This is a genomic window from Paenibacillus sp. FSL H3-0457 (assembly GCF_037981725.1).
GTDB lineage: Bacteria > Bacillota > Bacilli > Paenibacillales > Paenibacillaceae > Paenibacillus > Paenibacillus amylolyticus.
Genome location: NZ_CP150283.1, coordinates 2,367,670 through 2,393,059 on the forward strand (window position 1 = coordinate 2,367,670; position 25,390 = coordinate 2,393,059).

At 47.1% G+C, this 25,390-nt stretch carries 19 protein-coding genes; 16 read left to right on the forward strand and 3 right to left on the reverse strand.

Annotation, left to right across the window (positions count from 1 at the left end; all coding sequences use genetic code 11):
• Positions 1-252: 252 nt before the first annotated feature.
• The 8 genes from MHH25_RS10710 to MHH25_RS10745 all read left to right on the forward strand — a co-directional run bounded on the left by MHH25_RS10710 (position 253) and on the right by MHH25_RS10745 (position 12,307).
• Positions 253-2,346 (forward strand): acyltransferase family protein, encoded by a 2,094-nt coding sequence (locus tag MHH25_RS10710; protein WP_340019960.1) that lies wholly within the window; start codon positions 253-255, stop codon positions 2,344-2,346.
• A 259-nt stretch (positions 2,347-2,605) separates the two neighbouring features.
• Positions 2,606-3,919 (forward strand): extracellular solute-binding protein, encoded by a 1,314-nt coding sequence (locus MHH25_RS10715; protein ID WP_340019961.1) that lies wholly within the window; start codon positions 2,606-2,608, stop codon positions 3,917-3,919.
• A gap of 101 nt (positions 3,920-4,020) precedes the next feature.
• Complete coding sequence (locus tag MHH25_RS10720; protein ID WP_047842406.1) at positions 4,021-4,902, forward strand: sugar ABC transporter permease; 882 nt, start codon at positions 4,021-4,023, stop codon at positions 4,900-4,902.
• Between the two features lie 36 nt (positions 4,903-4,938).
• Positions 4,939-5,793: a carbohydrate ABC transporter permease gene (locus tag MHH25_RS10725; protein ID WP_235193817.1), complete on the forward strand. Its 855-nt coding sequence runs from the start codon at positions 4,939-4,941 to the stop codon at positions 5,791-5,793.
• Positions 5,794-5,823: 30 nt separating this feature from the next.
• Entirely contained in the window at positions 5,824-7,605 is a 1,782-nt protein-coding gene (locus MHH25_RS10730) for a sensor histidine kinase (protein WP_340019962.1), read from the forward strand.
• Positions 7,602-9,188, forward strand: a complete 1,587-nt coding sequence (locus MHH25_RS10735) for a helix-turn-helix domain-containing protein (RefSeq protein WP_340019963.1) — start codon at positions 7,602-7,604, stop codon at positions 9,186-9,188. The genes MHH25_RS10730 and MHH25_RS10735 overlap by 4 nt, the downstream gene beginning before the upstream one ends.
• Positions 9,189-9,278: 90 nt before the next feature.
• Positions 9,279-11,855: a glycoside hydrolase family 2 protein gene (locus MHH25_RS10740; protein ID WP_340019964.1), complete on the forward strand. Its 2,577-nt coding sequence runs from the start codon at positions 9,279-9,281 to the stop codon at positions 11,853-11,855.
• Between the two features lie 221 nt (positions 11,856-12,076).
• On the forward strand, positions 12,077-12,307 hold the full coding sequence (locus MHH25_RS10745) for a hypothetical protein (protein WP_076208990.1): 231 nt from the start codon (positions 12,077-12,079) through the stop codon (positions 12,305-12,307).
• Between the two features lie 125 nt (positions 12,308-12,432).
• Here the strand turns inward: MHH25_RS10745 and MHH25_RS10750 are convergent, their stop codons facing one another.
• Positions 12,433-13,548 carry an FAD-dependent monooxygenase gene (locus tag MHH25_RS10750; protein ID WP_340019965.1) on the reverse strand — a complete coding sequence of 372 codons (1,116 nt, stop codon included), beginning with the start codon at positions 13,546-13,548 and terminating at the stop codon, positions 12,433-12,435.
• Positions 13,549-13,819: 271 nt separating this feature from the next.
• Between MHH25_RS10750 and MHH25_RS10755 the strand changes: the two genes are divergently transcribed.
• A complete protein-coding gene (locus MHH25_RS10755) occupies positions 13,820-14,302 on the forward strand; it encodes a MarR family transcriptional regulator (protein ID WP_036609579.1) in 483 nt (160 codons plus the stop codon).
• Positions 14,303-14,398: 96 nt separating this feature from the next.
• Here MHH25_RS10755 and MHH25_RS10760 read toward each other — a convergent pair whose 3' ends face one another.
• Complete coding sequence (locus MHH25_RS10760) at positions 14,399-14,698, reverse strand: hypothetical protein (protein ID WP_307413841.1); 300 nt, start codon at positions 14,696-14,698, stop codon at positions 14,399-14,401.
• Positions 14,699-14,912: 214 nt separating this feature from the next.
• Here MHH25_RS10760 and MHH25_RS10765 point away from each other — a divergent pair, with 214 nt between their 5' ends.
• The 5 genes from MHH25_RS10765 (at position 14,913) to MHH25_RS10785 (ending at position 19,869) form a co-directional block, all read left to right on the forward strand.
• On the forward strand, positions 14,913-16,937 hold the full coding sequence (locus MHH25_RS10765) for a Na+/H+ antiporter (protein ID WP_340019966.1): 2,025 nt from the start codon (positions 14,913-14,915) through the stop codon (positions 16,935-16,937).
• Positions 16,938-17,046: 109 nt separating this feature from the next.
• On the forward strand, positions 17,047-17,985 hold the full coding sequence (locus tag MHH25_RS10770; RefSeq protein ID WP_340019967.1) for an aldo/keto reductase: 939 nt from the start codon (positions 17,047-17,049) through the stop codon (positions 17,983-17,985).
• Positions 17,986-18,051: 66 nt separating this feature from the next.
• Positions 18,052-18,840, forward strand: a complete 789-nt coding sequence (locus MHH25_RS10775) for a polysaccharide deacetylase family protein (protein ID WP_051447130.1) — start codon at positions 18,052-18,054, stop codon at positions 18,838-18,840.
• A gap of 220 nt (positions 18,841-19,060) precedes the next feature.
• On the forward strand, positions 19,061-19,267 hold the full coding sequence (locus MHH25_RS10780) for a YwbE family protein (protein WP_026081155.1): 207 nt from the start codon (positions 19,061-19,063) through the stop codon (positions 19,265-19,267).
• Positions 19,268-19,287: 20 nt separating this feature from the next.
• Complete coding sequence (locus MHH25_RS10785; RefSeq protein WP_340019968.1) at positions 19,288-19,869, forward strand: DUF4269 domain-containing protein; 582 nt, start codon at positions 19,288-19,290, stop codon at positions 19,867-19,869.
• Between the two features lie 184 nt (positions 19,870-20,053).
• On the opposite strand, the gene MHH25_RS10790 is transcribed toward MHH25_RS10785, so the two are convergent.
• On the reverse strand, positions 20,054-21,496 hold the full coding sequence (locus MHH25_RS10790; RefSeq protein WP_076249871.1) for a hypothetical protein: 1,443 nt from the start codon (positions 21,494-21,496) through the stop codon (positions 20,054-20,056).
• Positions 21,497-21,892: 396 nt separating this feature from the next.
• Between MHH25_RS10790 and MHH25_RS10795 the strand changes: the two genes are divergently transcribed.
• Together MHH25_RS10795 and MHH25_RS10800 are read left to right on the forward strand one after the other, a co-directional pair.
• Positions 21,893-23,692, forward strand: a complete 1,800-nt coding sequence (locus tag MHH25_RS10795; RefSeq protein ID WP_340019969.1) for a sensor histidine kinase — start codon at positions 21,893-21,895, stop codon at positions 23,690-23,692.
• A complete protein-coding gene (locus MHH25_RS10800) occupies positions 23,667-25,280 on the forward strand; it encodes a helix-turn-helix domain-containing protein (RefSeq protein WP_340019970.1) in 1,614 nt (537 codons plus the stop codon). Before MHH25_RS10795 ends, MHH25_RS10800 begins: the two co-directional genes overlap by 26 nt.
• The last annotated feature ends 110 nt before the right edge of the window (positions 25,281-25,390 follow it).

The following is a 25,390-nucleotide window of genomic DNA, read 5'->3' on the forward strand; positions in this document are numbered from 1 at the left end:
GAACTCACGAATGAATATAAAGAATATTTTAATAATTAAACTTAATGGACAGGCAAATCGTCTTCTTTAAGATTATAGAATTCACACAGAATGTCGCATCATCGGATAGTGCTTCGAACAGAAGCTTTTCTTATGCTGTAAATGAAAGATGGAAGGTGCAATACGTATGTTAATGACAACCAGAACGATCAGGAGTTCCTTTATGCCCCCAACACCGATGTTGTTGACTCACAGTAACAAGGAGGGGCATGCATGTCACAATCGTTAAATCGTAAGAGACATATGAACGGACTTGACGGCTTGCGAGCCATTGCTGTACTTGCGGTAATCGCGTATCATCTGAATTTGGATTTTATTCCGGGCGGACTGCTCGGTGTAGGTATATTTTTTGTTCTCTCGGGATATTTAATTACAGATATTCTCGTGTCACAGTGGCAGGAACATGGACGCATTTCACTCGGTGATTTCTGGGTAAGACGGGTAAGGCGTTTGCTTCCAGGCATGCTGACCATGACAGCTGTGGTGATGATCTGGTTGGCCTGTACAGACCCATCCCGGCTTGCTGCGCTTCGTGGTGATATCGTTTCGGGTGTATTATACATAAGCAATTGGTGGTATATCTTTCACAACGTTTCCTATTTCGAAAGTTTTGGCCCTCCATCACCGTTTGGACATTTCTGGTCACTGGCTGTGGAAGAGCAATTTTATCTTATATGGCCTCTTCTGCTGATTGCAGCAATTGTAGTGTTCAAAAGAAAGGGATGGCTGGTCGTTTTCATTGTCGTCGCAGCTGAATTATCTGCTGGCGCAATGGCCATCATGTATAATCCGGATTTGGACCCGAGCCGTGTATATTATGGAACAGACACGCGGGCATTCGCACTGCTTGCTGGTGCTGCTCTTGCCGTGGTGTGGCCTAGTCGCAAGCTGTCGAACTCTCTGTCTGGCATGAACCGGCTTGTGCTCGATGTGTCGGGACTTGCTGCGCTCGCTTTGTTAATCTACATGATGCTGAACAGCAGTGAATATGATCCGTTTCTGTATCAAGGGGGCATGGTGCTTCAGGCTATCGCAACAACGTTGCTGGTAGCGGTGTTGGCTCACCCATCGTCTTTCCTGGCACGTATCATTGGCGCGAAGCCATTACGCTGGATCGGAGAGCGATCCTACGGATTATATCTGTGGCATTATCCAGTCATTATGTTAACCAATCCCGCGGTGGATACGGGAGGAGCACATCCTGTACGCATCATTTTACAGGTTGCTGCAACGGTTGTACTGGCCTCATTGTCCCTTAAATATATTGAAAATCCGATTCGGTACAATGGATTCCGTGATTCTTGGTCCCGATTATGGGGAAGAGGGCGGTCATCAATCGGTATACGTAACGTATGGTGGAAGCGGGCAGGTCTGTTGATGACGATTCTGCTGTTGTCCTATACGGTATCTCAGATGATGGTCTCCCATGCAGCGAACTCCGATTCCCATTCGGTATCGATGTCCAACACATTAAATGGAGAGAATTCCGTAGCGGAGGAACAGGGACAGGATGTGTTGCCGGCTATTACAGGAACGTCAGGCTCTGGCCAAAATAACGATGCTCATACCCATAAACCGGAAGCAGGAACGAAAGATGATCCGGGGAAAAATGAGAAGCCAACAGGAGAGACTGCTCCAGATTCAAAACCTGACGAACAAGACAATTCAGTGAATGCTGGCAAGGACGGTCAGTCTGAAGATAAGCCGACTGAGGACTCCGTGACTAACGAGAATGATACACCAGATGACGCTGGAGCGAATCAATCCGATAATACGGATCATGCGGATGATGCACCTGATTCATCTCAGGACAATGAAGAAACGGCTCCTCCTGCCGAGGATGGAAAGGTTCATTATACCGTTATTGGAGATTCGGTGATTTTGGATGCAAAACCGTATCTGGAGCAAAGTATATCGGGAGTGTATGTGGACGGACATGTTGGTCGTCAGATGTGGCAGGCAGGCGATGTATTGGAAGGTCTGAAGCAAAACAACCAAATGGGCAGCAAAGTGGTGCTGGAGCTCGGGACGAATGGTTCTTTTAACTCCAAAAACTTGAATGCTGTGCTTGATTATCTGAAGGATGAGGATCGGGTATATCTGGTTACTGTGCGCGTACCTCGTCCATGGGAACGAACGGTGAACAGGGCGTTGAATGAGGCAACATCCAAATACAGCAATGTCTCGTTGATTGACTGGAACAGTGCAAGTGAGGGACATGACGAATATTTTGAAAAAGATGGCGTACATCTCACTACGCAAGGGTCCGAAGCTTTTGCAGAACTGGTGAAGAACAGTATCCAATAATACGCAATCCATATTTAATACGATTTAGCACTTATTCATTATATATAGCCTGGGGTGAAGCTACCGACGGCTACAACAAGAAAGAGCTCTCATTGTGAGGGCTCTTTTTTATATGTTATGAACAAATAAGTCAGCAAAGTAAATTCCAAACAGGGGAACCGATATTTTTCACCCCTGCATCCGTGGATCGTCACCTTACGGTATGATAGCGTTACCATTTACAATAAGTGTATTCAAATCGCCGAGGGGGATTATAGAGATGTTGAAAAAATGGCTTTCAGGTTTCCTGGCAATAACATTGTTCTCCATTATTCTGGCTGGCTGTGCTGGCGGGGACACTTCAGAAGGAGGCAGTGGGAATGACAAAGTAACCGTCACACTCTGGCACAACTGGACCGGACAGGATGCAAAGGCGGTTGCGATGCGCAAAATTATTGAAGATTTTCGCACGGCGCATCCAGATATTGAAGTTGTGGATGAAGGCCTGCCAACAGATGGTCTCAAAACCCGGCTTCGTACGGTGGCCGCTGCCAATGAGATGCCAGACCTGTTCGTGATGTGGCCGGATGCCATGACGAAGGAATTTGTCAAAGGGGATCTGTTACAGCCCATTAATGCAGAGCTGGACGCAAAGCCGGAGTGGAAAGATAACTTTATCCCGAATGCACTGGACGGATACACCGTAGACGGGAATATCTACTCCGTGCCCATGAATCTGGCGCCAAGTTCCTTCATTTATTACAATGAAGCTCTTTTCAAACAGTACAACGTAAAAGTGCCTGAGACGTGGGCGGAACTGGAACAAGCGATTGCTACTTTTAATCAAAATAAAGTCATTCCCATGGCACTTGGCAACAAGGCCAACTGGGTAGCTCAATCAACGATATTCAGTACACTGGCTGATCGGATTACTGGCACAGACTGGTTCCTGGAAGCGGCAGCACAAGAGGGTGCAAGCTTTACCGATCCACAATTTATTGAAGCCTTGAACAAGATGCAGGAGCTAGGCAACACCAAGGCATTCCAGGATGGATTCAATAGTATTGATGAAACACAGATGATGCAGCTTTATTTCCAAGGTAAGGCAGCGATGGTCATGAACGGCGGATGGGCCTTGGCTAATCTGGTGAACAATGCACCTGAAGAGGTGTTGAACAACACACATATTACGATTCTTCCTCCAGTGGACGGAGGTCAGGGTGAACCAAGAACAACATCCGGTGTAGTAGGAACCGGGTTGGGTGTAAGTAAAAAGCTGAGCGGTGCACAAAAAGAGGCAGCGATGGAGCTGTTCTATGCGCTGGCAGGACCTGATGGTCAGAAGGCCACATTGGATAGCAGCACATTGGTGAGTTACAAGATTGATCTGGACAAAACCAAAGCACATCCATTGTTCGTTGAATTATATGATCTGATGCAGGAAGTGAAGATCACGCCAGTATACGATTCCAAGCTGGGATCGGCAACGGTTGAGGTTATTAATAATGCATTGCAAGAGTTGCTTATGGGCGGCAAGGCCGAAGACATTGCGGCTAAAATTCAGGCGGCTCAAGCCAATGCAGTTAGTCAGTAACCATTCGTTAAAACCCCTTCCCGGCAGGGGAGGGGTTTTAAGTATGAATGAGAAAGTCAGTTGCAGGTTGGTAAAGGCATTTATGGAAGGGAAGTGAACAGATGAACGCACTGCGAAGTCGGCGTTTTATTATGCTGGGGCTGGCCCCGGCAGTCATCATTTATGCATTGTTTGTATTTGTACCAGTGGTGTGGTCGGCATACTACGGTTTCTTCAACTGGTCCGGCATCGGCGCATCCAAATATATTGGTGTGGATAATTATGTGGAGATCTGGCATGATCCTGTGTTTTGGCGGGCACTGAAAAATAACGTTATTTTTGTGTTGGCATCGGTGTTTGGACAAATTCCGTTAGCGTTGATGTTGGCGGTCATATTACACAAAAGCAATCCATTACAGCGGTTTCTGCGCTCAGCCGTATTTCTGCCGATGGTGTTATCCACTGTCGTTATCGGTATGATCTGGCAGTATATCTATCATCCGCAGATCGGGATATTGAACTTTCTGCTGGACGCACTGGGGCTGGAAAGTTGGAAGCTGCAATGGCTTTCCGATGACAAGATTGCCATTTTCTCATTGGTACCGCCGCTGCTCTGGAGCTTTGTCGGGTTGTATCTGATTATCTTTATCTCGGCGTTGCAGAATATTCCAGGCGAGATTCATGATGCTGCCAAAATAGACGGGGCTTCAGGAATCCGGAAACTGGTATCGGTCTCTTTGCCCATAATCTGGGGTACGGTTCAGGTAGCGATTATTCTATGTATTTCGGGTAGTCTGAAATCATTCGATCTGGTCTACATCATGACCAAGGGTGGTCCGGCACATGCGACGGAACTGCTTGCAACGTATATGTACAATTCAACCTTTACAACATACCGATATGGTTTTGGTAGTGCGATCTCCACAACCATCGTACTGATCTCCCTGCTGCTGATCGGAACAAGCCAGTGGCTAACCAGTCGCAAACGAAAAGAGAATCAATAGAGAGGAGGAGTTATCATGCGCGTGACACCTGTATCCATGCCATCACCACAAAGCAGCTCGGGCCATCCGATTCGTCGCCTACGTAGCGGAATTGTTTGGACGCTGCTAACGGTCTATGGTATTTTAACATTGTATCCGTTCTACTGGCTCGTGATTAGTGCATTCAAAACAAATGAAGATTTCTATAGCAGGCCCTTTGGTCTGCCGGAAAACTGGAATGTTGCCAATTTCAGCAATGCATGGGAAAGCTCCAGGCTGGGAACCGCTTTTGGCAATTCACTAATTGTATCGGTGGGATCACTTATTCTGACGCTGTTTATTGCAGCGCTGGCTTCATTCATCCTGGCTCGTTTCCAGTTTCGCTGGAAAGGGTTAATCATGACCTTCTTTGTTGTTGGTATGCTCATTCCGATCCATAGTACACTTGTCCCCTTATTTATTCTAATGAAACAGATGTCCTTGCTAAATACGTACTGGGCCTTAATATTACCTTATACGGCTTTTGCATTGCCTACGGCTATTTTTGTGCTTACTGCTTATCTGACAAGTGTTCCACGTGATATTGAAGAGGCAGCTTTCATTGATGGAACAGGACTTTGGGGGCTGTTTACCCGGATCATGTTACCCATGTCCGTACCTGCGTTGTCTACGGTTACGATCTTGAGTTTCCTGCATGCGTGGAATGACTTTTCATTTGCGCTTGTATTCATCAACAAAACCGGATTGAAAACGTTACCGCTGGCCATTGCGAACTTTGCGGATGGGTATCAAACCGATTACGGATTAACGCTTGCTGCCATGACCCTATCGGTCATTCCAACCATTATCTTGTATCTCATATTCCAGGAACAAGTTATGAAAGGCATGACAGCCGGAGCTGTCAAAGGATAAGCGAAAGCGCATCCAGAGGAGGAGAAACGTTTGGCACGCTGGCTCACATCTTCGTTACAAAGGAAGCTATCGGTCGTCGTGACGGCTTCAATGATTGTGCCATTGCTGGCGTTGGGTCTGTTCGCCTTTCTGATCTCTTCCCGCATTACAGAGCAAAAAACAAAGCTGTCCGGCATGGATACGCTGAAACAGGTGGAAGCGAATCTTCGTTATATGTTACAAGATGCCGAGAACCTATCGATTTTTCTGATTGGAGAACGGGACATCCAGCAGTATCTTAGCCACAATGAAGATCATGAGCTGGACCGGGTGGATATCCTGGGCAGGATGACCAATCTGGCGGCTTCCAAGAAATATATCGCCAACATCGCCATATATCCGGGACGTTTTGATGCCACATTGTCAACCGCTACCTGGTATGTATCCAATGAATCCAACCTTTCGTATCCCTCTGTTCCAAGCGGTGAAGCAGTCAAACAATGGACAGGGGTATACCCGGTGCAGAATTACGCGGGTATTCAAAATGTGATCACATTGGTTCGGCCAATCCGTAGTATCCATGATTATCGACCCATCGGCTGGTTAGCCATTAGTCTGGATGAGAAGGCCATATCCAAGGGATGGGCGGCTCTGGGATTAGGCAGAGGGCAAGGCAGACTGGAGCTCATCGGCAGTTCTGGAGAGATTCTGTCTTCGATGGACAAATCCCGGCTTGGACTTAAGCTGGAAGGTGTCGAACCAGGGATTACGACGTTAATTCAGGATGGCGGTAGCGGAACCACCACGTATGGCAGTGGTGACGATAAACGGACGTTGCTCTATTATCCGGAAGAATTGACGGGGTGGACGTTGGTTGGAACAGTCCCATACGACCAGTACAAGTCCGAGAATCGGTACATTCTTATTCTAACCGGCTGCGCCGTTGCCATGTCTGCTGTGATCAGTGCTGGCTTGGTCTGGTTTACGGTGCGGCGTGTGACGAGGCCGCTTCGTGTGCTTACCCGGCATCTGTCCCGAATTGATCCGGAGCGTCCTCTTCCGCTGTTCCGGTCTGAAAGTGATGACGAGATTGGCAGGCTTGGGGAGAGTTACAATCTGCTCGGTGCACATATTCAGTTATTGAAGGAAGAGGTTATTCGAGGTGAAGCTCGCAAAAAAGAGGCAGATCTTCGAGTGCTTCAGGCGCAGATTAACCCGCACTTTCTCTATAACACGCTCTCTTCCATTCACTGGATTGCCTTAATGTCTGAAGAGAAGAGAATTGCGGATATGGTTGAGGGCCTGAGTGATTTTCTGCGTATCAGCTTAAACAATGGTCAGGATTACTGCCCTGTGGAACAGGAGATTGCTCATATTCGCCATTATGTGCGTGTGCAGTCGATTCGTTTCCCTGATCAATTTGTGTTGCATTATATCGTAGATCCAGCACTTGAGAAGCGAATGATGCTGAAGCTATTGCTGCAACCGCTTGTTGAGAACGCCATGATTCATGGCATTCAGCCCAAAGCAGGCGTGGGTACCATCACCATAATGATTCGCAAGGACCCGGATAATGAACAGATAAATGTGCTGGTGCTGGATGATGGTGTAGGCATGGAGCCGGACAGACTGGAGCAATTAAGGATAAGCATTAGGGAATGGAAGGGAAAACAGCCGGAAAAACAGCTGAACCAAGGCGGTTATGGGCTCTGCAATGTGAATGAGAGACTGCTGCTCCATTATGGAGCGGATGCACAGCTTGAAGTAGACAGCAGGGTTGGGGGAGGTACCCGGATTTCGTTTTCCATTCCAATCTTGGAGGGTTCGCCATGAGACTATTAATTGTTGATGATGAAGTGATTATCCGTACAGGGCTTGCCAGCGTTATCGCTTGGCATGAACTCGGAATTGAACTTCTTCAACCTGCTGCCTCGGCAGAGGAGGCGTTAACACGCATGGCTGAGGAACGTCCGAATATCCTGATGACGGATATTCGGATGACAGGCAGATCAGGGCTGGAACTGGCAGAAGAGGGCCTGCGATTACTACCTGAGCTGGAGGTCATTATTTTGTCTGGATACGATGACTTTTCTTATGCCCAACAGGCGATTCGCCAAGGTGTTACAGATTATCTGCTCAAAACAAGCAAGCCGGAAGAGATCATCAAAACCGTATTACAGGCCAAACAGCGAATCACGGAACGTTGGGCAGAGAAGTCCCGAGAGGGCCAGCTTATGCGGGAGAATCGAGAGCGGTTATTTGCTGGATGGATCATTGATGGTGACACCGCTTCGGGCCATTTCCCTTCATTTTTGCGATCTGATGCTGGAAAAGAGGCAGGGGTTGTTGGCCTTGATGATGAACAGATTCTCAGACAAGTCATTATTGTTCGAGCAGAGGGGTGGGATCAATCCTCGGATGCGCTATTACGATTTGCGGTGCAGAATACCCTGGAGGATATGTTACCTGGTGCCATTGCTCATGTAGAGAAACAGCAAATTATCTGTGTAGTTTCATGGCCGCCTGTGGAACATGAAACTACGTTCAGGCTGGAGAGTGCATTACGTCGGGTGGAGCAATTACTGAAGTGCACCCTGCGAGCAGCGGTAGGTCTGCCTATGCGTGGATATGCAGATCTGCACGAAAGCTATAGAACTGCTTCAGCTGCCTTCCGATATCGGGGTCTGATGGATGATAAAGTATGGCATTATGAGCACGTTCAGGATCGCCAAGGTGGTAAAACTGTACTTACGCACGAAGAGGAGACCAGACTTGGTACAATATTGCTGGATAATGATTCAGTCACGTTAACGACATGGACGCGGGAACTTGTGGCTAATCTGATTACAGAACCGGAGGTCACACCAGAATCGTTCAGTGCTTGTCTACACTCGGCCGTTATTGCAGGTCATCGCTGGCTGACTCGCACAATGCGAGCCACAGGGCGTGAAGAACCCGCAAGGCTCGAGCCCTGGTTGCCGGAACCGGATGCCGAAGCTGTGGAGCTCGGGGATATGCTGTTCCATCATCTGTATGGTCTGATGCATGTCTATCATAGCCGAATGGGCCAGGGACAGGCTGCCCATGTGCAGAAGGCTATCGGTTATATTGAATCATCATTGGCGCAGGATATTAATCTGCAGCAGGTAGCTGGACATGTTCATTTGCATCCGGGTCACCTCAGTGAGCTGTTTAAAAAAGAAATGGGTGTGACCTTCGGAGATTTTGTCACCGATATGCGTATACGAAGAGCGATGGATATGCTGGCGGTGTCTCCAGCGAAGGTCAGTGAAGTCGCTGCAATCAGCGGCTACGAGGACGTGAAATATTTTAGCAGACTGTTCAAAAAACATACGGGCAAGACCCCGAGTGAGTATCGCGAAGAGGCGTTGTTGTTCAAGCCTTCGGGAAGTTAGAAATGAGCAGATTAGGAAACATGTTTTACCTTTCTGCAAACGTTTTCGATATAGTATTACTCAGGGTTATTGGAGAGTGAGGGCATACGGATGAAGACCTATAGTTCAAGTCAGGATTTATCGGGACAATGGAAGATACAGCATTTTGAAGTTGGAGAGAAGCGGGCAATGGATGTGGCAGCAGCTGCACTGGATGACCGTTTCTGGATCGGGGCTGAAGTGCCTGGCGATGTACATGCTGCATTGGTTGAGCGCAGTATCATTGATCCGCCCTATTACGGACATAATGATGCCAAAAGTCGCTGGATTGAGCAAAAGGAATGGTGGTATCGCACAACCTTCAATCTGGTGAGAGATGCAGAGACGGAGGAGCACTTTGAATTGGTGTTCGAAGGACTGGATACGTTTGCAACGATATATGTCAACGGCCATGAAGTCGGGAAAACGGCCAATATGCTTATGTCACATGCATTTGATGTAACGTCTCTGGTACGCAGCGGTTGGAATGCGATTGCTCTCAAGTTTGATCCGCTTCACCTGCATCACCGGGACAAAGAAACCTTTGACTGGTCCTCATATACGAAGGAACGGCCATGGTTGCGCAAAGCAGCGATGAATTTTGGCTGGGACTGGGGTCCACGCATGGTTACGGTGGGGATCTGGGGTGCGGTAAGGCTTGAAAAACGAACAATCGCCAAGCTGGAAAATGTGTATGCTCGTACGGAATCAGTCAGTTCAGAGCAGGCCGTCTTACATGTCACGGCGAATGTGAATTCGGTCTTGTCTTACCGTAGCAGACAGAAACGAGAGCAGGCTGTGGTTGCGTCCTGTAATGTTCGTCTGTTGGATCGCAGTGGACACGAGGTGGCAGGTGTAACTGAACTACCCGTAGAGGGTGGCAAAGCGGATACCACATTAAACGTTACGTCACCTCAGTTATGGTGGACTCATGATCTGGGTGAGCCATACCTGTATACACTGGAGGTTACATTGCATGCAGATGGCGTTGAGGTGGATCGTTATAGCGAGCCTTATGGTTTACGAACGATTGAGCTGGCTCTTCACAATGAAGGGGGTGAAGATGCATTTGCTTTTATCCTGAACGGAGTCAAGATCTACGCCAAGGGAGCCAACTGGATTCCGGCTGATCATCTGATTGGCGCCATCCCCAACTCTCGGTATCGTGAGCTTGTCGAGCTGTCGGTGGAAGGGCATATGAACATGCTGCGTGTCTGGGCTGGTGGTATATATGAGAAGGATGTCTTCTACGATGAGTGTGATCGGCAAGGGGTGTTGGTGTGGCAGGATTTTGCATTCGCGAATGCACTGTTCCCGGATTTCAATCGTGATTTCATGGATAATGTACGGCATGAGGTAGAAAAAAATGTCCTGCGCCTGCGTAACCGTGCCTCGCTTGCCCTCTGGTGTGGGAATAATGAAATAGATTGGCTCTATGATATGAAGTCTGCAAGTGGAGATATTACCAGCCCGTTCTACGGTGAACTTATCTATCATGAGCTGATCCCTGAAGTGCTGGAGCGATTGGATCTGTCTCGTCCGTACTGGCCTTCTTCGCCGTTCGGGGACAGTAACGGTCAGGATGCGAATGACCCGGATGTGGGGGATCGCCACAATTGGCAGGTATGGCATGGTTCGGTCTATCCAAGGAAGCATGGAGAGCCGCCGCTGCTGGACTACAGCATTGAAGGTGTAACGTTCAAAAATTATAAAAAGGATCATGCGCTGTTCAGCAGTGAATTTGGTATGCACGCCTCGGCCAATCGTTACACACTGGAGAAAAATATGCCCGCAGGGCAGTTTTACTGGGGCAGTCCGGAGATGGCCTATCGTAACAAAGATACCAATCACCAGAAAGGTATTCTGCTTATGGAGGGTTACACAGGCATTCCGCAAGATATAGAAGAGTATATGAATTACTCCATGCTTACTCAAGCAGAAGGGCTACGATATGGAATTGAACATTTCCGGCGCATCAATCACCGCAACAGCGGAGCGCTTGTATGGCAATTGAACGATAGTTGGCCAGGAACAAGCTGGTCCATGATTGATTATGAACTGCTGCCGAAGGCATCCTTTTATTATGGGAAAATATTCTTTCATCCTGTCCTGTTGTCACTGGAGCATGAGCCGGGTGAGCCGCTTGTGTTGTGGGTTGTGAACGATACACGTGACGTCTTGAAAGGGGAGCTTCGACTCAATGTCTATGCATTGAATGGAGAGAAGATCTACTCCAGCTCACATGCTGTTGAGGTAACATCTCAATCCTCACGGTGTATTGCTGAATTAACTGAAGTACAGGTGTTACAGGGTAGACGCGCGGAGGAAGTAATGGTTGAGTTGGTATCCGAAGGATTTGCGGCACCGAGTAATCGATACTTCTTGCGTGATCCTAAGGATGTGAAGTTGCCAGAGTCGCAATTGAGCGTACATGTGAACGAGGAGGAGCAGTCTGTTACGGTTACGGCCAGTGGTGCGATTGCACGATTGGTGAAGCTGGAGCTTCCCCTTGGGCGTGTCCGATTCAGTGACAATTATTTCGATCTGCTCCCGGGTGAGAGCCGAACAGTGAGACTACGTCATCCAGAGCAAACGTCTCTGCCTCTGACGGAACTTCGAGTTAGTGCCATGAACGGCAGAGAAGGATAAAATAATAATAATAGACTTCGAATCTTATTCGAGGATCAAGGTGGTAATCCTGATCAGGGATTCCACCTTTTTAACTTTTGCAGCAGGGTGAGTTCCTGTCGTTGTCGTTGTGTCAGGTGGTTTTGTCCTTATTCCACAAGCGAAACTTCCAATCGGGTTCACATCTTGTATCATTAAGGTTAGAATGATATAGAGAAATCGTTTTCAAAGGAGGTGGATTCATGTCATTTGTCTTTTACCCGGAGATGGTTATATTCATTCTGATGTTGATCCTGCTGATTATTGGTATCGTATATATCGTTCGTAAAAGCAAACAAGTATTGCGCCGCTTAAGCAATCTGGAGAAAGCAGTATATGAAAAAGATAACATCTCATCCTATCCGAAGGACGTTGATACTGTACAAGAAGGAGCACCCAGAGAAGACACGTTTGCTCCACGCAAACGAAAATGAAGAAGGATACGGAATTACATAAAAAAGATAAACCAACAAACCAACAAACCAAACAGCCGATTCTTCTCTATGAGGAAGTGATCGGCTGTTTGGGCATATAGGCATTTTATCTGTATTAACTGGGTTTAGAGAAAGGATTCATACCGCTGTTGGAAAGAGGATTCCATCTCCACTTGTCGTGCAAGTTGCTGCTGTACCTTTGCACCGCGAATCGTCTGAAGTTCCTGAAGTTGTGCAGTGGAACTGAATTGATCTGCAGCCATTTGGACAAGTAATTCGGAGAGCACATCCGCATCTTCGAGCGCGGCATTAAGTCCAAACGCACCGGTTGGTGTCATGGTATGAGCGGCATCACCGATGAGTACAACATTGTCCTGTGCCCAAGACGGGCAATAGCTGCTTTCGACAGATAACAGAACAAAATCACTCCAGCTCTGAATGTTGGCAGCTACAGAATCAGACAGGCAAGGAAAAGCAGATACAAGTTTATCTACAAAAGGAGCAATCGGCTGCTTTCGCAGCTTGGAGTAAGCTCCTTCGGGAATGTTCCATCCAATCTGAACATAACCGCCGAACTGTGAGAACAGTGCGAGCTGTTGACCATCCATGCTGGCCATTCGAACAGCGGGTTCCCAACCTACGGGTGCCGGAATGCGTGCCCAGAGCAGATCATACCCATGCTTACGAATCTCCGGGGTCATACCGGAATGTTTGCGTACAGCAGAGTATCTGCCATCAGCACCCACAATTACAGATGCTTCAATGGAGGCAGGAACACCCTTCTGCCGAATGTTAATACCCACGACCTGGCCGTTCTTGTCTCGTAACAAACCGGTCATAATCGTATTGAATAGTACTTGTTCATATGAACTGTGCTGCTGAGCGTGCGACACGATGGCTTCCAGGAGATGATCTTGGGGTACATGAATACCAACATGAGATTCTTCATTACCCGGTAGTACCGTATGAATAATCTGCCCATTTTCCCAATACTGAATCTGTTCCAAGAGCAGCGCTCCTCGTTCCTGAATGAGGGAATAGAGGGCGTGTTTATTCAAAATGGCTTCGCCATCCACATTAAGCAACTCCCCGCGAAACGACTTGTGCAGGTGGGGCTGCCGCTCAATGAGCATCGTGGAGATTCCTTTTTGATTCAGTAAATAAGAAAGCAAAGCACCGCCAGGTCCCGCGCCGACGATGCAAACGTCCGTTTTGAGTTGTGATTGTGTATTCTGATTCATGTGCATAAGTCCCTTGCATTATAATGGTGACGCTTTATTTACTTTATAACAACAGATTTATTAAAATCATTAAGTAACTAAAAGTAACTTTAAAGATATAGGTTATTATAAACAAACCCGTTGCCATAATGCAATAGGCGAAACCCAAAATAAAACAAGAGTCTTGCAGTCAACGATAGGATGTCGGATACAAGCGCATTTTTCACAAACATCATAGTGTAAATATGTTACAATACAAGGTAGGTTATGATGAAAGGCAGGAGGAACGTTTATGAGCCCGGATACGGAGCGAAACTCTCAATTGGCAAACGTAGATCAATTGTTGGAGGCCTTCTTCAGATATAAAAATAAAGTATTGGATCAGCAGCAGAAGACCGAAACCAACTGTAAACTGAATCCGACAAAAAGTCATATATTGGGCATGATTTTACGTGAAAAACGCTGCATGGCGGTTGATGTGGCCAGACAACTCAGTTTGTCTTCCGGCGCAACCACCATTGTACTGAATCAACTGGAGACGGAAGGGTTGATCCAGCGGGTGCGCAGTGAAGAAGACCGGAGAATTGTGTGGCTGTCCTTAACGGATGAAGGCGCGCAGCTTGCCAAGACACTTAATGCGAATCGCGGCCGAATGACGTGGGAATTGTTGCAAGCACTTTCCGAAGAGGAGCAACAGCAGATGTTTGGCATGCTGAAGAAAATTGAACTGAAACTACTGGAGAACATGAAGTCGTTTGAGCAAATCCACCGGTAGTCCATAATATGACTTGATCCTTGAAGACGTCAGTCCTCATGAGTTCGTCCCTAATTGCGGAGGGATGAACCTTGAAGACTGGCGTTTTTGAGTTGATTACAAATGAAAGCGAACCACATGATCCGTAAAGCCTTCCTGGATCAAAATTTCTTTTTGTTTGCTGCCCATCAGGTCAAAGTGAGGAAAGGGCTGCCGCCGATGAATGTATCGCGGGTCCAGCCCATGATCGTTGCACCAACGTTCGAGACGTTCCAGATCTGCACAGCCAACTTTGGTGACACTGGTGATACCGGGAAATCGGTTGTCAATCCAGAAATGAGTGAGGTACGCAATCTCACCCCGAGCCACTTGTTCCTTCCACGCAGCAAGCTCTTGTCGTTTAATTCCAAATGCCATAGATGCAAGTTCCTTTCCAAACGGGTATTGTCCTGAGCATATTGTAACATCTTATATACAGAATCCATCAGAAATCTTTCATTCAGACTGGTCTGAGGCGAGTTGATTGGGTATATGAATATGACAACATTTTTATAATAAAGGTTGGATTATGTTAAAATAAACCTATACAACAAAGGTTTCACCACTTCTATAGCGGAAAGGGATTGTCATCATGGAAATATTTATTGCCGTACTTGTGTTACTGGTACTGATTGGTTTATCCAATATTTTAAACCGGTTTGTACCCTTTATTCCCATTCCGCTCATTCAAATCGTGCTTGGTGTAGCTATAGCTTTGCTTCCCGCAGGTGTTCACCTGCCGTTGAATCCGGAATTGTTCTTTGTACTGTTCATCGCACCTTTGTTATACAACGATGGTAAGCGAACGCCAAGGAATGAATTGTGGAATCTGCGTGCACCGATACTTCTGCTTGCGCTGGGACTTGTGTTCGTGACGGTGGTTGTGGCGGGATATGCCATTCACTGGCTGATTCCTTCGATTCCATTACCTGCTGCTTTTGCTCTTGCAGCCATACTGTCCCCGACAGATGCTGTTGCAGTTGGCGCCATGGCGGGCCGGGTACATCTGCCCAAAGGCATACATAGGCTTCTTGAAGGTGAAGCATTAATGAATGATGCATCTGGCCTCGTGGCCTTCAAATTCGCGATTGCAGCCACAGTTACAGGTGTATTTTCCCTGGCGAATGCAACCTTCAGTTTTATTCTGATTGCGATTGGCGGACTTCTTGTCGGGGCATTGTTATCTTTTCTGTTAATCAGGCTAGGGGTATGGATCCGTAGACTGGGCATGGAAGATGTGACCATTCACATGCTGCTGCAAATCCTGACGCCATTTATTATCTATCTGGTGAGTGAAGAAATTGGGGTATCAGGTATCCTTGCGGTAGTGGCAGGCGGTATTATCCACGCCATTGAGCGTGACCGCGCTGAATCGGTTCAGTTGAAAATGCAGGTGGTATCTGCAAGCACATGGTCAGTCATTTTATTTATACTAAATGGTCTGGTGTTTGTTATTCTGGGTGTACAGGTCCCGGATGTGTTGAGTACCATTTTTGAAAATGTTTCGTTTAATAATCTGCAGGTGTTGGGATATGTGGGCTTGATCTCGGTGCTACTGCTGGTTCTGCGTTTTCTCTGGATCTATCTGTTCTGGCAAGGGAATGAATTGCTGCGTACCAAATCCTCTATTGGTCGGCCCAGATTCAAGGATATTACGATCATTTCCCTCTCTGGGGTGCGGGGGGCTGTAACATTGGCGGGTGCGTTCTCCATTCCTTATGTGCTTCAGGATGGATCACCTTTCCCTGAACGGGATCTGATTATTTTCCTCGCGGCAGGGGTTATCCTCTTCTCCCTGATTGCGGCGAGCGTGTTTCTTCCAGTTCTGGCCAAGGACGATGGGAAATCTACAGAAGAAACACCGCAGAAGTCAGAACGAAAAGCACATGACATTATGCTGAATGCGGCAATACGAGCTGTCAAATCCGAAATGAACGATGAGAACAAAGCTGCGGCACTCGCGGTTGTCTCCGACTTGTCCAAGTACATCAGACAGGCCGCAGGTCAGCTTACCGCCGATAAACGCAAAGATATTCAGAAACAAGAAACGGCTATTAACCTGATTGCCACCCGGGCGGAGCGTAAAGAAGTTGAAGTAATGTTAGACGAAAATGAAATTGCTTCTGATGCGGCCTTCAAATGTGACAGCTGGCTGGATCGCAAGGAAATGATGCTGGCGAATCGTGCAAACACTCAGTTCATGACTTCGATCAGCGAGATCGGTCGTGTGTTAGGACATCTCTTCACCAACCGGTCCCAGAAGCCGAATCAACCATTTATGCTTGAAAATGCAGAACTGTTCCGTCAGGTGAAGCTGCGCACCTCTGAAGCAGCAATTAAGGCTATTCGTGCCCATATGAACGATGGGAATCGAGTAGTCGCACTGTCGGTCATTGCCAAGTATGAGCGTGTAATTGCCAAATTGCGCACCTGGAACCAGGGTAAAACGGAAGATCCATTTAATCAGGAGAAATTGGAGTTGCAGATGGTGGCGATTCAGGAACAGCGTAATACAGTGCAACAACTGTATGAAAACGGCGAAATCACCCGTGATGTGGCTGCGAAACTGCGCCGGTTTATTAACGACGTGGAAGCAACTGCGCTGAAAAACACCTAATCCGATAAATCCGATATTTTAAATATGCTAAATGGTTTGATATAATATGGGACAAGAAAGACGTTACAACTAAATTGTACTTATTCGATCAGTGAAGGAGAGATAAGACATGGCAGAACAACAAATTCGGTTGGGCAAGACGGATCTGATCGTGAATCCCATTGGACTGGGTGCGAATGCAGTAGGCGGACATAATATCTATCCGGACATGCTGAATGATGAGACGGGTAAGGAAGTGGTTCGTACAGCTTTGAAACAAGGTATTAACTTTTTGGATACGGCATACATCTATGGACCGGAGCATTCCGAACGACTGATTGGTGAAGTACTGAAGGAAACTGGTCAGCGGCAGAATACCATCATTGCAACCAAGGCAGCTCATAAATTTGTGGATGGCAAGATTGTCATAGATAACTCACCTGCTTTTCTGAAAACAGCCGTGGATGAGGCGTTGAAACGTCTGCAAACCGATTACATTGATCTGTTCTACATCCACTTTCCGGATGAACATACGCCTAAGGATGAAGCGGTAGATACGTTAAAACAATTAAAAGACGCTGGCAAAATTCGTGCCATTGGCATATCTAATTTCTCCATTGATCAGTTGCGTGAAGCCAACAAGGACGGGCATGTAGACGTACTGCAATCTGAATATAATCTGTTCAAAAGAGATGCGGAGAAAGAGCTGTTGCCGTATACGGCTGAGCATAACATTTCTTTTGTTCCTTACTTCCCTCTGGCAGCGGGACTGCTGGGCGGGAAATATAATCGTGATACAACCTTTCAGGATGGACGGGCAAAGAACCCGCTGTTTACAGGTGAAGCTTTCATTGAAAATCTCGATAAAGTTGAACAACTGCGCAGCATAGCACAATCCAAGGATGTTGAGGTCGCTCATCTGGTTCTGGCCTGGTACCTGACTCAGCCTTCTATTGATGCATTGATTCCGGGTGCCAAGCGACCGGAGCAGGTCATTAACAATCTGCAAACATTAAATTTGGAATTAACTGCTGAGGAAATTGCAGTCGTGGATCAGATCTTTCGTTAATGAGTTCGGGTGAATCGGGAAATGCTAACAGGGAGTTTACGTATGAAGACAAAGTGAGGACACCACATGAACCTGAAGGCAGCCCGAGTCATCGGAATGTTCACGCTAATTATTTTGCTGGGTAGCAGTTCTGCCTATGCGAAGCCTGTTCAGAAGAACCGTCAGTATTATGAGGAACGAGGAGAGATTGTGTGGGAAGTTCCCACACAGGATAAACTCATCGCCCTTACCTTTGATGATGGACCAGATCCGATTCAGACTCCGCAGATCCTGGCTTTGTTACAGCAGTATCATGCTAAAGGAACTTTTTTTGTACTTGGCAAATGGGCAGATAAATTTCCTAAACTGATTAAGCAGGAACAGCTCGAAGGGCATGAAATCGCCAACCATACGTATGCGCACACGTATGCAGTTCGATCAACACGTGCGGACAAGTACATGAAGGATATGAACGAAGCAGAAAGTTCCATTATTAAAGCTGGCGCGGAGCGTCCCCTGTTGTTCAGGCCACCGGGCGGCTATTACAATGACATGGTCATCCAGGCTGCCAAACAAAAAGGGTATACCATTGTACTCTGGTCTTGGCATCAGGATACACGGGACTGGGCTTCTCCAGGTGTATCGGCTATCGTTAACAAAGTGTTGAAGAACGCACGTAATGGGGATATTGTACTTTTTCACGATAAGGTGGAAGGCAAGTCGCATACGGTAGCAGCACTCAAAACGATTCTGCCGAAACTGCAGCAGCAGGGGTACCAATTCGTTACGGTGTCTGAGCTACTTGCTGTAAAGGCACGCGAAGCCGCGAAGGATGGGACTTCACCTTCTTCTTCGTTGAAGAACGTAAAGCCCTGAACATGGTAATCCAATTAGAAACCGTAGGTCTCAGATGAAGAGACCTGCGGTTTCTTTATCTTGGTCTTGGTCTTCATATCAACCATGGAACCAGCCTTAGGAGGTTATTGCCGTGTCCCTTTTGTTTTGAAACCAAAACGTCTACAATAGATGGAGCTTTGTGTTTAAGGGTTATATAGTATACAAGATATGAATTACGACATAGAGGAGAGTGAACATAATGAATGGACAACAACGTGTAAATATTAAGCCAGGTCTGGAAGTGGACATTGTGCTGAAGCAGGATCAAGCTACAGGTAAGCTGACACGAGGCATTGTGAAGGATCTGTTAACCAAGTCACCTACGCATCCACACGGAATCAAAGTACGACTGACGAGTGGTCAAGTGGGACGTGTAAAACAGGTCATTACAGGAGGCTCGAACTAACTGTGGCCCAAGGCGGGGAGATGAGTACTACCGCAGAAGTAATGGCACATCTGGCTTCCGGTAATACACGTCAGCAGGACGCCTATTATGTGTTACAGAGTAGTGGATTGCTCGAAATATTAGCTGACTATCACCCGTATCCAGCAGGAACGGTACCAATTGATATTGATATACCGGGCAGTGATCTGGATCTGCTGTGTTATGCAGAGGATCTGGATGTGTTTGAAGCCGAGATACGCAGTCGAATTGGAGCCGTTGCTGAGCTTCAATGTGTACGTGGTGGGGATCTTCCAGACCAACGTCCTTATGTGACTTGTAATTTGCAAGTGGGACATTGGCCTGTGGAGATTTTTGCCCAATCCGTTCCAGTTTACAGGCAGAATGCATACCTACATATGATCGTAGAGTGGAGATTGTTGCAACTATGGGGAGACGCGGGACACCGTGAGATCCGCAGACTGAAACAGGCAGGGTGGAAGACGGAGCCTGCATTTGCTTCTGTACTTGGACTACAGGGAGATCCATATGTGGACATGCTGCATCTGGCAGAGATGAAACGTGAAGATCTCTGGAACTGGGCGCGTTCGCGCACGTCTTTTTAAAATGTCTATTTGAGATGAACTAATCATTTACACGATAACGGAGAGGACAGAAAAAACCTGAAAAAGCGAAGCGGTCGCCTTTATTACCGGATTTCCCCTTGAGAAAGGGGATCAAAAAAATCTGGGAATAACAGCGATTGGAAGGTGCTTCTGTCATCGTAGTGTCAGTGTAAATAACCTTTGGTCAGATCAGAAAGATGGCTACAATTGTTGTTACCGTGAGTCCCAGCAGTACAGGTTTCAGGTTGCGTCTTGCCAGTTCAAAAGGATTGACTCCGCAGATTGCAGCAGCAGGAATCAATGCCCATGGAATCAAGGTTCCGCCACCTACCCATATGGCTGCAACCTGACCTAATGCTGTCAGTACAGGTGCGGAATCTGCTGAACCTGCAAACATGGACGCAATCGAGCCAACCAGGGATATCCCCGAGAACCCCGAACCATCCATTCCGGTCACTGCTCCGGTCACAGTCATTGTAATGGCGCCCACCGTATCATTCAATGGTACCAGTCCAGCAAGTGCGACCCCGAGATCATTCACAATCCCGTGTGAACCTTCAGGAAGAGGGTTGATGAACAACTCCGTAATCGCAGCATCTCCCAGATAAAAAAATGCGGCTATGGGAATAACCGGTCCAAACACCTTGAAACCAAACTGAAATCCTTCTATTAAATAATTGGTCGTTTCCTCTGGTCCCGCATGTCGGTGTGCGGCAAGGGTAACGGCGATCAGTATAACCACAGCGGTTCCGCCAATCAGAGCTGTTGCGTCGCCGCCTTGCAATTTCAATACAAACATCAGAATCACATCAACTGCAAATAACAGAGGGATAAGCAGAGCGAATGCTTTTTGCAAACGGAGTGACATGGCTTGACGTTCAACAGGCTGATCAGTGGGTAGGGAGGTGGACACAGCCTCTGATGAAGAAGAAGGTTCCGTGCTCACGGTACCTGATGTAACGTTTGGGGAATGAACAGGTGAACCTGATTTCATCTCTTTGCGCAGCATCCAGAAGGCTGTAAGTGTAGATACGGTGCCCATGACAATGACCAAAGGAATGCTGGCCGTCATGACGGAAGTGACTGGTATACCCGCCGCATCGGCTGTAAGTTTGGGAGCCCCCTGAATAATGTAATCTCCCGACAGTGCAATCCCATGTCCAAACAGGTTCATGGCAATAGCAGCTCCAATCGGAGGAAGACCTACACGCACGGCTACAGGAAGCAGTACTGCACCAACGAGTGCTACGGCCGGGGATGGCCAGAAAAATAGCGATACTACCATCATAATCAATCCAATACCCCAATACGCTACCTGAGGAGAACGGATAAACCGGGTGACAGGTGTTACCATGACCTCATTAATGCCGGTTCTGATTAGAACACGGCTCATCGCCACAATAATCGAGATGATAAAGATCGTACTCAGCAATTCTTTTGTTGCATAGATAAAACTGCTGAAGATCCCGGCAACTGACCCGCTTAAGGTTTCGGTTGCCAGAAGTCCAATGGTCATAATACCCGCAACACAGATGATGGTGGTGTCCCTGCGCCGGATCATAACTGCGATGATCAAGACGATAAATGCCAGATAGACATAGTGTAACGCAGTGAGTTGAATATTCATCGAACAGGCCTCCCTACATCCTGGTGACTAACCCGAGGAGTGATATATCGTATGCATGTCAAGATCGGGCGTTCGTGGAGTCCGGGGCTTGCCGCAGCATTTATTTTTAGGGAGAAGCTTCTGAGTAATAATGAAGGATTTTTTTTACAACTGGAGAATTTATTACTACATGAAGCTTGTTACTCTTGAAATTGGAGCGGATGGAAGTCACCAGAATTGATATGTGAAGGTCACGGGACCCCATAGACAATGGCAAGCAGGGGTGATTACAATAAACATGCCATCATAAGGAAGAAAATAGAAAAAAATGTTGAAATAAAGTGTGTGTTCAAAAAGTCTGGTTTCAGTACAGCGGACTTTTTGAACTACCTCTAAAAGGGCGGGAATCCATAATCCATGAGCTTTATCCGTTCACTTCGTTTTAAATTTATAGTGGGTCTTACATTGATCATGCTGCCATTATTCATGCTGCTTTATTACAACAACGTCTACGCCATGAAAGTTGTACGTGACAAAGTATCCCTCACCAATATGAATCATCTCGCCAAGAGTGTGGAGCAGAATGAACGTGTGTTACAGGAGACGAATCGGTATTTATATAGTCTGGGCGAGCGGGACCCGGATATTATCTCTCTGTTTTTTCTGAAATACGGCAGCGGCGATTATATCATTGCAAAGCAACGGATTATGAACAAATTCATGACAGATATCGGTTTTTATAATCTAATCGATTCTTTTTTTCTATATGATGCCGTGAATGATGATCTGCTGCTCGCGACTTCAGGCAATTATGATGTCAAAAAGTCGGTTGTGCAGGAGAGTATGCCAGTCCAGATGCAGCAATTGGAAGGGGATATCCAGAAGCCGGAATGGAGCATCGTGCGTGGCGGGACGTGGAATGCGCTGGTGAAAACGGTGCGAATCAACCAGCAGTTCTATGCAGGTGCACTTGTTGATATGAATGCACTGAATCATACCCAACAATTCACTGAATCCGGAGATCGGGGAGGCGCAGTCATTGTTGGAACAGACGGTGGGGCACTATCGGATTCCACATTAAATACTGCACAGATTCAGCTGGCTGCAGCGCATCTTCCCGGCCTGAAGAATCCGTATCAGGTGATCTCTGAAGTTGTGAACAAGGGAGAAGCACGTCAATATTTGATGTTGGGTATTGCCTCGGCCATGTCCGAGATGAATTATATCGTGCTGCTGCCTGAGGAAGACATGATGCGTAACCTCCCGTTTTTCCAGCAGATCATTCGTCTGCTTCCTATTGGCGCGGCAGTAATTCTGGTTACTGCACTGATCTTTTTGCGGCATCTGTTATTCCGCCCGATGAATGCGTTAATCCGAGGCATGAGAAGGGTGAGCCGTGGAGATCTCGATGTGAAGCTGGACCCGCCATCTTCTTCGGAGCTTGAATTTATGACACGAAGTTTCAATCAAATGACCAGTGAGATCAGGCATCTGAAGATTGATGTGTATGAGGAACAGTTGCGGACGCGGGAGGCAGAGTTCAAACAACTGCAGATGCAGATCAATCCTCACTTTTACCTGAATTCACTCAATATTATTCATAGCCTGGCTTCCTTGCAAAAACATGAGTTGGTGCAGCAGATGGCTGGTCATCTGGCCGATTATTTTCGATTCAGTCTGCGTGCAGGCAAACGTGTTATTCGTCTGGATGAAGAGCTCGAGCACATTCGTCATTACTTAGAAATTCAAAAGCTGAGGTTTCCAAGCAGATTCGATTTTGAACTGGATGTTGAGCCGAATCTGGGACATTATGTGATTCCGCCATTAACCATTCAGCCTTTTGTGGAGAATGCCATTATTCATGGATTTCAGCGCCGGACGCAAGCCTTTGTCATTCGAATTGTGGCGCGCCTTGGTGAGAAGTCATCAGGTCAGGTCGAGGGGAGGGTGCTTCAACTGATGATTGTGGACAACGGCGTCGGATTTGAAGAGGAATTGTTGGGGCGTCTGCAACATGGACAATACGCTGAAGATCCGAGTGGACAACATATCGGTATATGGAACGTGGCTCATCGGCTTTTAGTAAAGTATGGTGATCAAGCCAGTTTGCAGTTTGGCAATGAGGTGGATCATGGCGCCAAAGTCATCATTGATTTACCCGCTCAGACCGAAGAGGAAGAAGGGGGAGCCTATGCGGAACCTGTTGATCGTGGATGATGAAGTGTATGCATTACAAGCAATGGTGGAAGGAGTCGATTGGCAAGCAGCAGGCATTGACCAGGTATACAGTGCTGGTGATGTAGAAGAGGCAAGAAAGATTTTAAAGGCTAATGCTATCGATATCATGATCTGTGATATCGAGATGCCTGGTGAAACAGGGCTTGACCTGCAAAGTTGGGTGTTAAAACATGATCCAGGTATAATGACCATTTTCCTGACAGGGCATGCTTTATTCGATTATGCTCAGACAGCCATTAAGCTAAACAGCTTTGATTATGTGTTGAAGCCGGCTCCAGTGGATCAATTGATTAAGGTAGTAACCCAGGCGGTGGAGAAGATCAAGGATGGGGAGCAGCGTACCCGTACCAACGAAGTTTATGAGACCGTATACAAACGCTGGAAAACCCATAAACCGCTGCTGACGGAACGCTTCTGGAAAGATGCCATCTCTCAGCGTATCACGTTAACCGAACAACGGTTGCAAGAGCTCGCAGAACTGTATGGTGCCGAGATTGATCCGCAGGCTCGTGTGTTACCCATTGTGATCTCAGTAGAGGAATGGGTGCGTGATTTTGATTTGCGTGACGAAGAGGTATTGGAATATGCCCTTCGTAATGCAGCCAAAGAGATGCTGCTTGGCGACAAGCCCGGTGAGGTGTTTCAGGATCAAAGTGGTTTAAATATTGTGCTTGCTTATGAGCAAGATGGCATCATTCCGAGTGCGAGCGAAGTGGCACAACGTTGTCAGGGGTATATTCAGGAATGTGGTACGTATTTCTACTGTCGGTTGTCCTGTTATGTTGGTGCCCCGGTTGCTGTAACTGAACTGCAAGGCATGTTAAATGAACTGATGGATATGGAGCGGCGCAATATTAAGGAGCTTGAAGAAGTATTTGTCTATGATGAGCGGGGAAGAGATCAGGAAGATCGCTTTTTACCTATTCCATGGTTTTCGGAATTATCCATTCTTTTTGAGACAGGTAAAGTAGGGGATTTGCGAGAACGTGTGGATGAGATTTTTGAGTTGCTTGCTGCACAGGAGGGTTTGTCTCCTGAAATGCTGCATCTCTACTATCATGCCATGCTGCATGTGGTCTATCCGCTGCTTCATCAGAAAAACGTGTCAATACGCAGTCTGTATCCGGGTGAACGGGAGCCGGAAGAGAGTATGGTGACAAGGTCGTTGCCGCAGTTGAAACAGTGGACGGCTGATCTGATTGATCGTGTTATCCCGGTATTGTACCCGGACGATCATAGCCCCATGACCATTGTGGATCAGTTGTGCGTTTATATTGAAACTCATATTGGTGAAGAACTTATGCGAGAGGAGCTTGCAGCTTTTGCCGGATTCAATCCCGCTTATCTATCACGTCTGTTTCGGAAAGAGAAGGGGATGTCCCTGTCTGAGTTTATTCTGCAGGGCAGAGTAGCCAAAGCGAAGACATTGTTGTCCCAGTCCACCGTCAAAGTGACGGATATCGCTGGCAAGGTGGGGTACTACAATTACTCGCATTTCACCAAAATGTTCAAAAAGTGCACGGGTATAACGCCACAGGAGTTTCGAAAACAGTCACGTACCGTATAGTTCAGGGCGCAGCATGCTGCGTCTTTTGTTTTTTTTGGTACTAGGACGTGTCTCAAAACTCGCTGAAGTGCATCTTTTACCGCCTTTTCGCCCCCTCCTGCGTCACTTTC

What these genes read in the sequence shown, in the direction of transcription:
- MHH25_RS10710 (WP_340019960.1), top strand. Translation starts at nt 253, where the DNA reads ATGTCACAATCGTTAAATCGTAAGAGACATATGAACGGACTTGACGGC.
- MHH25_RS10715 (WP_340019961.1), top strand. Translation starts at nt 2,606, where the DNA reads ATGTTGAAAAAATGGCTTTCAGGTTTCCTGGCAATAACATTGTTCTCC.
- MHH25_RS10720 (WP_047842406.1), top strand. Translation starts at nt 4,021, where the DNA reads ATGAACGCACTGCGAAGTCGGCGTTTTATTATGCTGGGGCTGGCCCCG.
- MHH25_RS10725 (WP_235193817.1), top strand. Translation starts at nt 4,939, where the DNA reads ATGCCATCACCACAAAGCAGCTCGGGCCATCCGATTCGTCGCCTACGT.
- MHH25_RS10735 (WP_340019963.1), top strand. Translation starts at nt 7,602, where the DNA reads ATGAGACTATTAATTGTTGATGATGAAGTGATTATCCGTACAGGGCTT.
- MHH25_RS10740 (WP_340019964.1), top strand. Translation starts at nt 9,279, where the DNA reads ATGAAGACCTATAGTTCAAGTCAGGATTTATCGGGACAATGGAAGATA.
- MHH25_RS10745 (WP_076208990.1), top strand. Translation starts at nt 12,077, where the DNA reads ATGTCATTTGTCTTTTACCCGGAGATGGTTATATTCATTCTGATGTTG.
- MHH25_RS10750 (WP_340019965.1), bottom strand. Translation starts at nt 13,548, where the DNA reads ATGAATCAGAATACACAATCACAACTCAAAACGGACGTTTGCATCGTC.
- MHH25_RS10755 (WP_036609579.1), top strand. Translation starts at nt 13,820, where the DNA reads ATGAGCCCGGATACGGAGCGAAACTCTCAATTGGCAAACGTAGATCAA.
- MHH25_RS10760 (WP_307413841.1), bottom strand. Translation starts at nt 14,698, where the DNA reads ATGGCATTTGGAATTAAACGACAAGAGCTTGCTGCGTGGAAGGAACAA.
- MHH25_RS10765 (WP_340019966.1), top strand. Translation starts at nt 14,913, where the DNA reads ATGGAAATATTTATTGCCGTACTTGTGTTACTGGTACTGATTGGTTTA.
- MHH25_RS10770 (WP_340019967.1), top strand. Translation starts at nt 17,047, where the DNA reads ATGGCAGAACAACAAATTCGGTTGGGCAAGACGGATCTGATCGTGAAT.
- MHH25_RS10775 (WP_051447130.1), top strand. Translation starts at nt 18,052, where the DNA reads ATGAACCTGAAGGCAGCCCGAGTCATCGGAATGTTCACGCTAATTATT.
- MHH25_RS10780 (WP_026081155.1), top strand. Translation starts at nt 19,061, where the DNA reads ATGAATGGACAACAACGTGTAAATATTAAGCCAGGTCTGGAAGTGGAC.
- MHH25_RS10785 (WP_340019968.1), top strand. Translation starts at nt 19,288, where the DNA reads ATGAGTACTACCGCAGAAGTAATGGCACATCTGGCTTCCGGTAATACA.
- MHH25_RS10790 (WP_076249871.1), bottom strand. Translation starts at nt 21,496, where the DNA reads ATGAATATTCAACTCACTGCGTTACACTATGTCTATCTGGCATTTATC.
- MHH25_RS10795 (WP_340019969.1), top strand. Translation starts at nt 21,893, where the DNA reads ATGAGCTTTATCCGTTCACTTCGTTTTAAATTTATAGTGGGTCTTACA.
- MHH25_RS10800 (WP_340019970.1), top strand. Translation starts at nt 23,667, where the DNA reads ATGCGGAACCTGTTGATCGTGGATGATGAAGTGTATGCATTACAAGCA.